Here is a 13184-nt window from a genome sequence, read left to right on the forward strand (position 1 = left end):
AGCGGGGATTTATTATTTAAATCATAATTAAAACATGGGGTTTGCAGATATGACAAAATTGGAATGAGCTGCAAGAACCGGAAAGAGGTTAGTAAGATATGAATGAAATTAAAGTAAATGATATGAATCTGCAGGATGATGAGGGAAGAGAAGAATTAATGTACTCACAGACTGAGGTTAATAAAATGATTCAATCAGAAACAGACAGGATAAGAACAAAATATAGTAAGGTTATTAGAGAACTTCAGGCAAGGATTAAAGAACTGACGCCGGTACAGAAATCCCAACATGAATTGGAGGTTGAAAAACGCCTTGCGGAATTAGAAAATGCTCAAAAGGAAGTAGAGGAAAAGAAAGCTTTTCTTGAGCTTCAGGATGCGCTTCAGAAAAAGGGAATTGATAAAAGAATAGCTACATATTTAAAGGCGGATGTTGATGTTGAGGCATTTGCAGATGTTTTTAATAGTATTATTTCAGATAATGTAAAGCTAAATGGATATATCCCCAGCGAACATGTAAAAAGCGATAAGGTCACCCTGGAGGAATTTAAGAAAATGTCCTATTCACAACGAGCGGAACTCTATAAAAAGAATCCGCTTTTATATGAAAAACTGAAGAACAAATAAAAGGCTAATTGTATAATGATGATACCTTTTAGTAGGAAAGTGAGGAGAACATGGGAGTAGTTATTGGACAGGTAATGGCCGATGCGGTCAATGATAAATTAGGTGTAGCTCTGAAAATGGGTGCAATTGCTACGGACTATACTGAGGAGGTTTCTGATATCCTCGTATATGGGGGAGAGGTTCATTTCCCAACGTTTACAAGAATTGGGGATGCCGAAGAGGTAACACAGGGGACGGCTCTGGTGCCTGAATCTGTGAATATGGCAGATTCCGTAGCTATAGTAAAACAGACCGGAAAAGGTGTGAGAATATATGATAAAGAGGCAGCACAGATTAAAGGTAAAACTTTAGACAGAATGTCCGAACAGCTGGCAGACGTTATGGCTAAGAAGATAGATGTAGATTTGACACTTGCTATTGATGAAGATTGTGCATTTAAAACTATGTCTGCGGCAGCGGACGCAGTTACTCTTGCGGAGTTAGAGGAAGGATTTGATGTATTTGGTGATGATGTAAATGATGAAAGTTTTGCAGGAATCGTCATTAATTCAAGATTAAGAAAGAATTTTCTGGCTTTTGAAGAGTTTACTTCTATCAGTAAGACTTATGCTGCAGATGGTAATGGTAAAATTGTTAATAATTGTATTGGATATTGGCATGGCATTATCCCTGTTTATGTTTCTGACAATGGGACTTGGGATAGTGTGAAATCCGAATCAAAAACATACATTATCAAAAAGGGGGCACTTGGACTTGTTCTGCAGAAAGAAACGCAGATAGAGGAGGAGAGAGAAGCCAAACTTTTAGCTACTGATTTGGTTGCATCCAATTTATATGCGGTTAAATTACTGGACGCTAAAGGCGCATCAGTGATTAGAAAGACCGTTGAGTAAAGCAATAAATAGGAGAAGGTGGGGCAGGATTAATTATAACCTGCCTCATCATTTTTATAAATTATAATTTACGGAGGTTATTTATGCTAAATCGGTTTGATATGAAATCTTATCGGGAGTTAAGGGGTCTGTCCTATCGGCAGGTGGCTGACCATTGTAAGGTTTCACATACGATGATATCTGAAATTGAGAAAGGAAACAAAGCTTTAACCGAATATACTTATAGGGAAATTCTTAGAGGAATTAATGCAGCATATTCCAAAAAGCAGCAAGAAAAGTTAAAGCAAGAAGTGATTCAAGAAGAAGAAAAGCTGAAGCCGGCACAGAAACAAATCGTTGGTATACAAAAAAACCTGAAAAATATGTGATATTGGAAAGGGTTAGAAACTATGTCAGAAAAGAAAAAATGGAACAAACCGAAGAGATATATGGGAACGGTGACTCGATGGTTTGGTGATAGAAACTACGGTTTTATTCAGTCATGGGAAGATGGACAGAGTTATTTTGTCCATGTGGGTCAGGTGCCTGACGGAGTACTCCGTGATAAATCAGTGGTAGAATTTGAAATATGGAAAAATAAGCAGGAACCGGATAAATTTTATGCTGCTAAGGTTCTGGTAGTAGAAATACCTGAAGATATTTAATTCGGAACTGCTAGAAAATGAGGTGACTTACTTGGGAAGAAGCCCTAAGACATTTGATAATGAAGTAAATTATGCAAGACGAGGTACAGCACAGGAAAAATCAGTACTAATGACATTGAAAGAGATGGTTAAGACAGATGGCAAAGCATACTACATTTTATGGAAGTGTGCTCCAGAACTCTTACCGAAATATACAAAAGAGCATCCTATTCGTACGTTTGAGGATTTAAAAAGGGCTTACCCCAAAGCTATTAATTCAGATGAGAGAATATGTGAAAATTATTTGTATGAAAAGAACTGCATCGAGGCAGTAAAATGGTTATACAATCGTCAGCATACCGGCAAAATGCTGAAGTTGTATGATACATTTTATGAGAAAGCGATGGAGGGGGACGTTCAGGCATTTAAAGCGATAGCGGAGTTTAGCGAGAAGTTCTTTAAAATGACAGGAGATAGCGAACTGATTCAAATACTTCACGGCATTAAGCTTGAGGACATGGAGGATAATGACTCAGATGAGGAATACAGTGTTATAGACTAGAGTATGCGGCGCTAAAAATTGGAGTGATTTTATAGAAAGAAATATTATTATGGAATGAGGTGAAAAATGACAGATGCAGAAAAACTTCAAAAGATAATGTCCGATCCTGTTTTGTGGATGGAAACATTTGTTAAAGTGCCTAACAAAGAGGGGCTTGTAATAAAATTCATTCTTACTCCCCAGCAAAGATATTTAATGAAAAACAAGAGAAAGTATAATATAGTGCTAAAAAGCAGACAGCTGGGGATATCTACAGTAGCTATGTGTTATTCTCTTTACCTTACTCTTACAAAATCAAATACTACCTGCCTAATGATGTCTTATTCAATGGCGGGTGTAAAAAATATATTTGATAAACTCAGAGCAATATATGATTATCTTCCAGATTGTATTAAGCAGAGAGAAACAGCCAATAACCGTACGGAGCTTTCTTTTATAAATAATTCACGCATTGTTGTTGCTACCTGTGGCAGCAAAGATGTTGCCAGAGGAGCAACCTTATCTTTTTGTCATCTTTCAGAGGTCGGATTGATGAATGAAAATTTAGAAAGCCAGCTTATTGCTATTGAGCAGGCACTTGCACCAGGAGGATGTATGATTTTGGAATCTACAGCAAGGGGATTAAACAAATTTCATGAATTATGGCAGGGAGCTATATCGGAGGAAAATAATTATTATCCTTTTTTCTTTCCGTGGTATCGGGATAAACGTATGTTTTCCAGTGAATATAAAGAGTTTTCTGAGGTGTGGAAAAGCAGGAATGGAAAATATCTGACGGAAGATGAACTGGACGAAACAGAGCAGTGGCTTTTAGAACAAGGAACAACTATGGAAATGCTAATGTGGCGCAGAGTGAAAATCAAAAACCAGGGTGAGGATGCTTTTATGCAGGAATTTCCATCAAATCCTACAGAAGCATTTCTGAATACAGAAGGTGCAAATGTTTTTGATATAAAGATGATTTATGAGAGATTTCTTTATATAGATAAATATTCACCTGTGCTAAGACATTCAACTAGTTTACCGAAGGCACTCAAGCCATATAAGATATATTTAAAAATATGGGAATATCCAAAGCCAGGCAAAAAATACTATTTTGGAGTTGATACATCAGAAGGATTAGGAGGAAATCATGATTACTGTGTTATAGAAGTATTGGATATAGAGGGATTCCAATGCGCAGAATTTCGCAGCAATAAATTAAAGCCCTATGCATTTACAGAGATTCTGTATGAACTAGCGTTATATTATAACAAAGGACTTTTATGTATTGAGAGAGCCAGTGCAGGACAGACAGTTATAGAAAAAATAAAGGAAAATTACAGGTATTATAATCTGATGAAATATAAATCCTTTGATAGCAAAGGAAAAAGAATAAGTAAGTGGGGATGGGAAACATCTCAGATTTCCAAACCCAAAATGATAAATGATTTTGTAGAGTTATTTGAAACTGGCGGTATCTGTGTAAATTCCAAAGATTTACTTAATGAGATGAAATTATTTCAGTCTGTAAACGGTAAATTATGCGCTGCAGCAGGACATGATGATACGGTAATAGCCATGGCACTGGCTATAATAGCTATGCTAAATAAGTGGCATTATGCCTGATAAAAGGAGGATAATGAAATGATAAATCCTTTAAGCCGTTTTTTGGGCGAATACGAAAGGCGGGGATTTGAGAAAATGAATAAGAAGGTAGAACATAACTGGTATCAGGAAGAAATAAGGAAACCTGAGCATATACAGAGAATTAATAACGTATGCAATATAAATAACTATTTACTACGGAGACACAAGGTTTTAGAGAGACCTGATTTCCAATTTAAAGAAAAGAACTTTACAAGTGCAAAAATTGTGTTGCAAACTTTAAAAACAATTATTACTTTCCATGCGTCTTATACGGTAGGAAACCCTGTGTCTCTGACTGGAGACAAGGAATTTGTAGATTTAATGGAGAGGGTGTATAAAAAAGGACAATTTACCAAACAAGATTATGAAATTATTTCCCAGTTAATCAAATATGGAAATGCATGGGAGTATATTTATCTTAAAGATAATATTATTCGTTCTAAAGTGTTTTTAAATGAAGACTGTTATCCTTGTTTTGATGAGAGAGGCTCACTATATGCTTTTATAGAATATTGGAGAGACGCCGCCAGCAGTACGGAATATCATACAATATATTATAATGATCGGGTAGAAAGTTATACAGATAATGAATTGGTTAGACAGAGTGCTAATTTAACTGGGCTTCCAATTCACTATAAAAGTATGAATTTAGCGGAAGATACATGTTTTGGTGAACCCTTTGTGAATGATTTGATTCCTGTTATGGATCAAATTGAACATTTGCTGTCAAAGATTGATGATGCAGTAACTACTTTATCACTGAATCCTGTTGCATGGACAACTGGCAGAATGCCAGATGAACCTATTAATTCCAATTTAGTAGGAGCATGCTTGCGATTGGATGAAGGGGGAACATTCCAGTACGCAAATGCAGAAATGGATTATTCTAATATTAAATTGGAATTAGACTCCTTATTACAACAATTCTATGGAATAGCGTGTGTTCCTTCTTCTGTACTCGGCCAGAGTAATGTTGCAAACGTATCGGAAGTAAGTCTTGCAATGCTGTTTAATTGTACCGATAATGTGGCCAGACAAAACATGTATTCTTTAAAAGAGGGGTTTGCATTTCGGTGGCAGTGTATACGTAAACTAATGGAGCTGCAGGGGACGGAGATACCAGACGAGTGGTTTGATTCTTTGGACTGCTCTTTTAATGTAAACAGGCCGGTGGATACACAGTCAGCAATGGAAGAGATGAAGATGCAATGGGATATGGGCGCTATTTCAAAGCAGACAATTATAGAAAACAGCAAACATACAACAAATACAGCATTGGAGCTGGATAGATTAAAGACGGAAGAGGACACTGCTGAAGCTATTCGAATAGATATAGGTAATTCGGAAAGAGGAAAAACAGATGATAATCTAATCAAACCTGATTTGGAAAAATAATATATCAAAAATAGGAATTATATCCGGGAAAAAGATTTTACCAATAACATTTATATATGAAACTGTCCTATTTATCCGTACTGCTGGTATAAGAAACCGACAAATAGAAGAACAATTAGAGGGTGTAAACCAAAGGTATAAAGCTAAAACAAATACTTATTAGTACATTCTGTTGGTCATAATCTCTGTTTGTTAAGAGTGAGGCAGCTAGCGTTTGTTTTATCTTTTTATAAATGCCATTGAAAGTTGTTGTACTATATGCTAAGCATTGGATAATAGTACAAATGAAATGGTAAATTAGAATAGGTATCAAGTCTGTTTAGTGAATGAGTAGAAAAAGCCTCTAAATGAATCGTCTGTATTGATAGTATGATTGTATAATAGCATCTTATAAATTGAGCAAGTAAACAAGAGCTAGGCTATGCAAAGGCAGTGGGAGAAAAATAGTAGATTACTCTATGAAAAAATTAAATGACTTATTTATCAGCATCTTATAATTATATCAGAAATCATTTGGTAATATTATGTGCAGGATTCATGAGACGAGGTTAGAATACGTTTGGTTTCTCTTGGCTCATAAAGAAAGTAAATTTATAGAAATCTAATGTCCCAAACATGTTTAAAATAATCTTATCTGGTGGTTTGGCGTCATGGAGTAAACCGCCAATTAATATAAATCTATTTGACGTTTTATATAGCAAGAAATATAGAAGAATAACCAGCTATGAACAATCAAGCATAAAAAGGACCAAGTATTAGAAAAGCCCTATAAAACGTCCATTTTGGATGCAAGGGTAAAACAGATGGGCTAAGGCATGAGACGCCAATGCTAAATGAACCAAGTTATTAACATAAGATTTATAAATGATTTCGAAGTATCCAAACTTTAAATTAAGAATGCTAACACCCCCTTTTTGAATAAAAGGTGATGAAGTATTCTATTTTTTTTACCCTGAAAAATTTCAACATAATATAATATTGGGAAGTTTTGCTGAGATTTGAAATAAAATAAAGGTGCTCGACTGTGGGAAGGGGGGAACAATAGTATTTTTTGATACTCCCTTTTTCCCTATATATAAAGGTAGGTATTAAAATATGATAGATAAAATTAATATTGACAATAAAATGCATAATACTATTATTGCATTGAAATTAATTGAAGGTATATACGAACAGGGAATGTTACATACAACTGTATATAAAAGTATTTTAAACGATTACAAAGATATTATTGATACAGGATCATTGTTTTGTAGTATACCTAAGAGTAATTCTTAAAGTATGTCCTTTATTCGGTGGTTCATAGTTAGCCTTACATTTAAGTTTAGTTTTGAATATAGTCAGAAAAACAAGTAGAAAATAGGAGCTGTGTAGTATGAATAACAGGATTAGTGGCCATAGAAAAATTGTAGGTTACAAAAGAGTGAGCACGGAGCATGATGCTCAGATTGCAGCTTTGGAAAATCAACATCAATGGTTTGATAATTTGTTAATGAGACATCCAGACTGGGATGTGTATGAGATGTATACAGATGAAGGAATAACAGGTACGCAGGCTTATAAACGTGAAAGCTTTCTTAAAATGATTAATGATGCCAGAAACGGATATTTCGATTTGATTGTAACAAGAGATGTATGCCGTTTTGCGAGAAATACAGTAGATACATTAAACTACACCAGAGAGCTTAAAAAGATGGGTGTAGAGGTTTATTTTGTTGATGATGGAATCTGGACTTATGACCCCGATGGTGAATACCGTCTCACATTAATGGCGGCTAATGCTCAAGATGAATCCAGGAGGACCAGTGTTAGGGTCAGAAATGGGCAGGAGATTTCAAGGCAAAGGGGAGTCCTGTATGGAAATGGTAATATCTTGGGATATGACAGAGATGCCTCCACAGGAAAATTTATAATAAACCATGAACAGGCGGATACCGTAAGAATGATATTTGATTGGTATACGTCAGGATGGGGAATGAGAAAAATACAATTCCAGCTGGAAGAGAATAGAAGGAAAACAGCTATGGGATCGGAATCCTGGAGTGTATCTACAATCAGTCGTATTTTACAGAATACTACATATATGGGGTATATGACATACCGTCAGTCTTATGTTAAAGATTTTCTAGAACAAAAAAGAACAAAGAACTATGGAGAAGTTGAACAGAGAACAGTTAAAATTGATTATCTCCAACCAATTATCTCGAAAGAGACGTTTGAATTTGCTGAAAAAATAAGAAAAGGAAGGAAGATAAAAAAGTCAAATAATGGCTTTATTGGGAAAAAAGTAAGTTTAGATATTTGGTGTAGAAAATTGATTTGTGAGTGCGGCGGTTCGTTTAACCGCAGGGTCTGGCATAATATATCAATAGAACAGCCCCAATATGGTTATTCCTGTTATAGGCAGTTAGCAACAGGTACAAAAAGAATTAGAGAAAACAAAGGATTATCAACAGAGGGCGTTTGTGAATCCAAAATGCTGACAGAATGGAAATTACAAATGATGGCCAAAGAAATATTTAAAAGATTAGTAATTGATAGAGACGCAGTGCTGGCTATAGCAGAACGTGCTATTAGAAAGCACATCAAAGTGATTGTAGAAAACGATAATGAAGCAACAATAAAATACCTCCAAAAAGAAATAAACAAGCAAAAGAAACGAAAGGGCAACTTAATTGAAATGAGATTATCAGAGGAAATCTCAAGGGATATATTCTTATCCAAAAAAGAGGAGATAGATATGAAAATTAAGCGCCTGGATGAACGGCTGAGTGAATATAATGACAGTCAGTTAACAAATTCGGAGGTGGATTTGGATACAAAAATTGACAACATGTTGTTATCTATGAGTCAGCAATTAGAATTTTTCCAGGTAGATAAAGTACCGGAGAATATGTTAGATGCAATCGTTGAAAGAATAGTGGTTGGTAGAAAGTATTGCAGCTGGTATTTGAGATTTTTGGAGGAACCAATTAAGGTAACCACAGATAATCGTAGAAGACATAACGCAAAAGTTTACTTCATTGCAGATAATGATTTGTTGAATGCAGACAGCAGCACAGGCGGCTTTGAATAACAAATTATTATATGGCTAAAAAATTAAAAAACAGTATTAAGACAAAATCTTTTCTTTATACGTGCTAAAAACACAGATGTAAACTAGTTATATAAATTGTATCAGAGAAGTGCAAGTTTTTAGCACATATTAGAGAGGATAAGTCAAGAGAGCAAAGCATTCAAGAACATCTTATAAACACTGTCCAGTTAGCCGGCCAGTTAGCGGATAAATTTTGCTGCAGGGATTGGGGCTTTGGCTGTGGGCTCCTTCACGACATCGGTAAATATTCAAAAGAATTTCAACTCAGACTTCACGGCGGCCTTCTTGTAGATCATGCAACTGCTGGTGCTAAGGAACTATACAACCGCGGCTATCTTATAGCGGCCTATTGCGTTGTCAAACACCATTCCGGTTTGCCGGACGGAGGAACACTGGCAGATATTGCAGGAGGTTACACTTTGCATGGCAGGATAAAAAGCTATTAAAAGATTATCAGGCATATCAGACAGAGATTGTGATGCCGGAGTTTACAAATTCTCCGCTTGTGCCTGTGGGCCGTGGAGAGTTTAGTGGATCTTTTTTTATCAGGATGTTGTATTCCTGCCTGGTAGACGTAGACTTTCTGGACACAGAACGATTCATGTCGGACGGAACTGCTAGAAGAATACATAATGCTTCTATGGAAGAACTGCTGCAAAGCCTCCGGGCCTACATTGCTCCATGGATGAAGAAGACAGAACAAGAAACAGTGAATGGCAAAAGAACAGCAATCTTGCGGGACTGCCTTAATAAAGGAAGGGAAAAACAGGGACTTTACACACTGACCGTTCCCACAGGGGGTGGAAAAACCGTATCTTCACTTGCCTTTGCCCTTCAACATGCCGTAGAACATCATTTGGATAGAGTAATCTATTGATACCTTATACTTCAATTATTGAACAGAATGCCCAGGTATTTCGGGATATATTAGGGAGTGAAAATGTGCTGGAAGACCACTGCCATTTATCCTACGAGAGTAAAGAAGAGCTGCTGCTTTAGCGGCTGGCGGCTGTAAATTGGGATAAGCCATTGGTTGTAACTATAAATGTACAGTTTTTTTAGTCCCTGTTTTCCAACCGATCTTACAAATGCCGTAAATTGCATAACATTGCCAACAGTGTTGTTATCTTTGATGAGTCGCAGATGCTGCCTGCAAATTATCTGAGTCCTTGTGTACGTGCAATCAGTGAGCTGATCTGCAATTATTACAGCACTGCTGTACTGTGTACGGCTACACAGCCATCTCTGAATAAGATATTTCCCGGGGAATTATTTCTGAAACAGAGTTGTCTGAGGAGCTTAAAATTACAAGCAGGTTCTTTGCATATTAAATAATAGAAAAAGAGTGCAGAGAATATATGAACAGATCAGCGAAGACGTTTTCCATTTATCTACCTTTATGTATCCATTACATAGGCAGCGTACTTTACGACGTATAAAAGAAAAAGTAAAGAGTGGTAAAAGGTGCAGGGTAATTGCTACGAGTTTAGTAGAGGCAGGCTGCGGTTTCAGAAGCAATCCAGCAGGACACGAATCCGAGCATTAATGCAACCATAAAAGATAAGTACTTTAATTCAGCTCGTGCCACTCCTGCGTTGATTTTTCCAGTATTGTTCAAACTGAAAAACAGCCAAATCAGAAAATTGGAAAAGGGACTGATAGTAAAATATGAGAAATTACTGGGAAGTCTGCAGGACAAAATAGTGGTGAATGACTGATTTCAGGATGCATATCCCAAAAGGCTTTCCTTAGAAGAACGAGGTATGTTTATCTTAGGATATTATCATCAGACGCAAAAAAGATATGAAATGAAGTTTCGAATTATTGAAAATAAGACAAAAGTCTTTCTCATATGTAAGGAAGAAGAAGGAATCAGGCTGGCTGGAAAAATGCGGTTAGGTTTGAGTAGCACAGAAATGGGGCGAAAGAGTATTGTTCCGTATGCTTTATATAGGACTGAGGGCTATATATCTGCAAACCTAGCCAGAAGATACAGTGATTATGCCGTAAAGCTGAATAAAGAGCAGATTCCCGAGACGGTAGAGGTTACGAAAAAAATATGATGGAATATAACGAGGATGACTATTTGATGCTGTCAGGAATACAGCATTATGCCTTTTGCAAACGGCAGTGGGCTCTGATTCATATAGAGCAGCAATGGCAGGAAAATGTTCATACAGTTGAGGGAGAATTGCTCCATAAAAGAGCTCATGATACATATTCTTCAGAAAAAAGAAAGGATGTCATTGTAAGCAGAGGTATGCCGGTTCACTCAAAGATTCTGGGAGTGTCGGGAGTATGCGACATTGTAGAATTCAGAAAAAGTAAAGATGGCATCCAGCTCTTTGGCAAGGAAGGTTATTATCAGGTATATCCGGTTGAATATAAAAAGGGTAAGCCCAAAGATACGGTGATAGACATTCTGCAATTGTCTGCTCAGACTATGTGTTTGGAGGAGATGTTTTGTACGGATATTATGGAAGGTGCCATCTTTTATGGTGAAGTGCGGCACAGAGAAATTGTTAAGATTGATGATGCTCTCAGGGGAAAAGTCAAAGACTCATTTCTGGAAATGCATCAATTATTTGAAAGGCGCTATACACCAAAAGTAAAATGGTCAAAATCCTGTAATGGTTGCTCTTTAAAAGAAATTTGTATACCGCGTCTGGGAAAAACAGTATCTGTGAGCAGTTATATAAAGAGTGCGTTAGCGGAGGGCGAAGATTGAAAAAACTTTTGAATACCTTGTATGTAACATCAGAAAGCAGCTATTTATCTTTAGATGGAGAAAATATAGTAATACTTGATCAAAATACAGAGGTCGGAAGAATTCCATTGCATAACCTGGAAGCAATCGTTTCTTTTGGATACAGAGGGGTAAGTCCTGCGCTCATGGGCGGATGCGCGGAGCGAAATATTTCCCTGTCATTTATGACACCTTACGGGAAGTTTCTTGCCAGAATAACAGGTGGTGTGAAAGGCAATGTCACATTGAGAAAGAAACAATATGCTGTCTCTCAACTGCCAGGAGAAAGCTTGAAAGTTGCAAGAAATTGTATTTTGGGTAAAGTATATAATGTACGGTGGGTCTTAGAGAGAGCTGTGAGGGCTCACAGTAAACAAATAGATGTTGTAAAGATGAAGCATGCAGCGGATAAAATGAAAAAGTCGCTTACCCTGATTCAAAAATGTGATAATATAGATCGCTCAGAGGTTATGAAGGAGAGGCGGCCAGTACTTACTTTGGCGTTTTTGAACAATTGGTGCTGCAGCAGAAAAAAGATTTCATTTTTCAGGGGAGGAATAAACGTCCTCCTCTGGACAACACGAATGCCTTGCTGTCATTTGTATATACCTTATTAACCGGAATGACTACATCGGCCCTGGAAACCGTGAGACTAGATCCTTATGTAGGATTTATGCATACGGACAGACCCGGAAGAATCTCCCTGGCTTTGGATTTAATTGAAGAACTGCGTCCCGTGCTGGCAGATAGGTTCGTCTTAACCCTGATTAATAAAAAGATAGTCAATGGAAAGGGATTTACAAAAAAAAGAAGATGGGGCGGTTGTGATGGATGATGCAACTAGAAAAATAGTACTCACAGAATGGCAGAACAGGAAAAAGGATATAATTACCCATCATATCTTGGTGAAAAGATAGAGTGGGGGATGGTTCCGTTTACTCAGGCAATGCTGCTTGCCAGGTATTTGAGAGGAGACTTGGATGAATACCCACCATTTTTTTGGAAGTAAGAGATGTTTTATATGCTTGTCTTGATTATATATGATGTCAATACAGAAACAAATGCAGGTAAGGCTCGTTTAAGAAAGGTAGCAAAACAGTGCGTGAATTACGGAACTCGTGTGCAAAATTCAGTGTTTGAATGTATTTTGGATAACACCCAATGTGTTACATTAAAAGCAATCCTATCAAAAATTATTGATGAAAATGTTGACAGCCTGCGGTTCTATTATCTGGGAAATAATTTTAAAAATAAGGTTGAACACATGGGTGTGGAACGTGGAGTTAATGTTGTTGATACATTTATATTCTAGTGCGAATGTAAAGTGAACATAAAAATGCCGGGGGATTCGCACCTGAAAATGCAAGAGAATGTATAGTAAAAGTAGACAAAAAGGATGCCACATGATATGCTGAAAAGATAAAAGTGTATAGAATGTATATATGTTCCGTTGTGAATGCTGGTATTTTGTGCACTTTTGCTGTCGCTCCCCATATGGGAGCGTGGATTGAAATTACCACCTTGTCACCTCCTGTCATTGGTTACCTAGTCGCTCCCCATATGGGAGCGTGGATTGAAATTTTTATGGCTTGACGTGTACGTGCATCAAACTG

The 13184-nt window shown here is 36.9% G+C and carries 12 protein-coding genes, 3 pseudogenes and 1 CRISPR repeat array (1 of these 16 running past the window's edge); all 15 genes and pseudogenes read left to right on the plus strand.

All coding sequences use genetic code 11. The annotated features are described in order from the left end of the window. Positions 1-98: 98 nt before the first annotated feature. The 15 genes and pseudogenes from ACGHCT_RS09705 (at position 99) to cas2 (ending at position 12883) form a co-directional block, all read left to right on the plus strand. The gene (locus tag ACGHCT_RS09705) at positions 99-626 is read left to right on the plus strand and encodes a hypothetical protein (RefSeq protein ID WP_390439763.1); all 528 of its coding nucleotides are present in this window, start codon (positions 99-101) and stop codon (positions 624-626) included. Positions 627-676: 50 nt separating this feature from the next. Then, a complete protein-coding gene (locus tag ACGHCT_RS09710) occupies positions 677-1519 on the plus strand; it encodes a hypothetical protein (RefSeq protein ID WP_390439765.1) in 843 nt (280 codons plus the stop codon). An 83-nt stretch (positions 1520-1602) separates the two neighbouring features. Further along, the gene (locus tag ACGHCT_RS09715; protein WP_390439767.1) at positions 1603-1887 is read left to right on the plus strand and encodes a helix-turn-helix domain-containing protein; all 285 of its coding nucleotides are present in this window, start codon (positions 1603-1605) and stop codon (positions 1885-1887) included. Between the two features lie 21 nt (positions 1888-1908). Next, positions 1909-2163 (plus strand): cold-shock protein, encoded by a 255-nt coding sequence (locus ACGHCT_RS09720; protein WP_390439768.1) that lies wholly within the window; start codon positions 1909-1911, stop codon positions 2161-2163. A 31-nt stretch (positions 2164-2194) separates the two neighbouring features. Next, positions 2195-2704 carry a hypothetical protein gene (locus tag ACGHCT_RS09725; protein WP_390439770.1) on the plus strand — a complete coding sequence of 170 codons (510 nt, stop codon included), beginning with the start codon at positions 2195-2197 and terminating at the stop codon, positions 2702-2704. Between the two features lie 66 nt (positions 2705-2770). Next, the gene (locus ACGHCT_RS09730) at positions 2771-4312 is read left to right on the plus strand and encodes a terminase (RefSeq protein WP_390439772.1); all 1542 of its coding nucleotides are present in this window, start codon (positions 2771-2773) and stop codon (positions 4310-4312) included. Positions 4313-4330: 18 nt separating this feature from the next. Next, on the plus strand, positions 4331-5728 hold the full coding sequence (locus ACGHCT_RS09735; protein WP_390439774.1) for a phage portal protein: 1398 nt from the start codon (positions 4331-4333) through the stop codon (positions 5726-5728). A 1375-nt stretch (positions 5729-7103) separates the two neighbouring features. After that, on the plus strand, positions 7104-8804 hold the full coding sequence (locus ACGHCT_RS09740; protein WP_390439777.1) for a recombinase family protein: 1701 nt from the start codon (positions 7104-7106) through the stop codon (positions 8802-8804). Positions 8805-8962: 158 nt separating this feature from the next. Then, positions 8963-9271: a CRISPR-associated endonuclease Cas3'' gene (locus ACGHCT_RS09745; protein WP_390440170.1), complete on the plus strand. Its 309-nt coding sequence runs from the start codon at positions 8963-8965 to the stop codon at positions 9269-9271. A 32-nt stretch (positions 9272-9303) separates the two neighbouring features. Continuing rightward, positions 9304-9702, plus strand: a complete 399-nt coding sequence (locus ACGHCT_RS09750; RefSeq protein ID WP_390439779.1) for a hypothetical protein — start codon at positions 9304-9306, stop codon at positions 9700-9702. A gap of 634 nt (positions 9703-10336) precedes the next feature. After that, positions 10337-10543 (plus strand): annotated as a pseudogene (locus ACGHCT_RS09755) (type I-C CRISPR-associated protein Cas8c/Csd1); the annotation flags it as partial. 192 nt (positions 10544-10735) lie between these two features. Beyond that, positions 10736-10831: pseudogene (locus ACGHCT_RS09760) on the plus strand (type I-C CRISPR-associated protein Cas7/Csd2); the annotation flags it as partial. Between the two features lie 53 nt (positions 10832-10884). Further along, positions 10885-11553 carry a CRISPR-associated protein Cas4 gene (gene cas4, locus ACGHCT_RS09765; protein ID WP_390439781.1) on the plus strand — a complete coding sequence of 223 codons (669 nt, stop codon included), beginning with the start codon at positions 10885-10887 and terminating at the stop codon, positions 11551-11553. Continuing rightward, positions 11550-12580: pseudogene (gene cas1c / locus ACGHCT_RS09770) on the plus strand (type I-C CRISPR-associated endonuclease Cas1c). Before cas4 ends, cas1c begins: the two are co-directional and overlap by 4 nt. A gap of 12 nt (positions 12581-12592) precedes the next feature. Next, the gene (gene cas2 / locus ACGHCT_RS09775) at positions 12593-12883 is read left to right on the plus strand and encodes a CRISPR-associated endonuclease Cas2 (protein WP_390439783.1); all 291 of its coding nucleotides are present in this window, start codon (positions 12593-12595) and stop codon (positions 12881-12883) included. A gap of 170 nt (positions 12884-13053) precedes the next feature. After that, positions 13054-13184: direct repeats of the CRISPR family, unit length 32 nt; unit sequence GTCGCTCCCCATATGGGAGCGTGGATTGAAAT (it continues 632 nt past the right edge of the window).

This window comes from Lactonifactor longoviformis (assembly GCF_042848515.1).
Classification (GTDB): Bacteria; Bacillota; Clostridia; order Lachnospirales; family Lachnospiraceae; genus Lactonifactor; species Lactonifactor longoviformis.

Excerpts from the sequence above, each read along its gene's own strand:
- ACGHCT_RS09705 (WP_390439763.1), top strand. The coding sequence starts at position 99 with ATGAATGAAATTAAAGTAAATGATATGAATCTGCAGGATGATGAGGGA.
- ACGHCT_RS09710 (WP_390439765.1), top strand. The coding sequence starts at position 677 with ATGGGAGTAGTTATTGGACAGGTAATGGCCGATGCGGTCAATGATAAA.
- ACGHCT_RS09715 (WP_390439767.1), top strand. The coding sequence starts at position 1,603 with ATGCTAAATCGGTTTGATATGAAATCTTATCGGGAGTTAAGGGGTCTG.
- ACGHCT_RS09720 (WP_390439768.1), top strand. The coding sequence starts at position 1,909 with ATGTCAGAAAAGAAAAAATGGAACAAACCGAAGAGATATATGGGAACG.
- ACGHCT_RS09730 (WP_390439772.1), top strand. The coding sequence starts at position 2,771 with ATGACAGATGCAGAAAAACTTCAAAAGATAATGTCCGATCCTGTTTTG.
- ACGHCT_RS09735 (WP_390439774.1), top strand. The coding sequence starts at position 4,331 with ATGATAAATCCTTTAAGCCGTTTTTTGGGCGAATACGAAAGGCGGGGA.
- ACGHCT_RS09740 (WP_390439777.1), top strand. The coding sequence starts at position 7,104 with ATGAATAACAGGATTAGTGGCCATAGAAAAATTGTAGGTTACAAAAGA.
- ACGHCT_RS09750 (WP_390439779.1), top strand. The coding sequence starts at position 9,304 with ATGCCGGAGTTTACAAATTCTCCGCTTGTGCCTGTGGGCCGTGGAGAG.
- cas4 (WP_390439781.1), top strand. The coding sequence starts at position 10,885 with ATGATGGAATATAACGAGGATGACTATTTGATGCTGTCAGGAATACAG.
- cas2 (WP_390439783.1), top strand. The coding sequence starts at position 12,593 with ATGCTTGTCTTGATTATATATGATGTCAATACAGAAACAAATGCAGGT.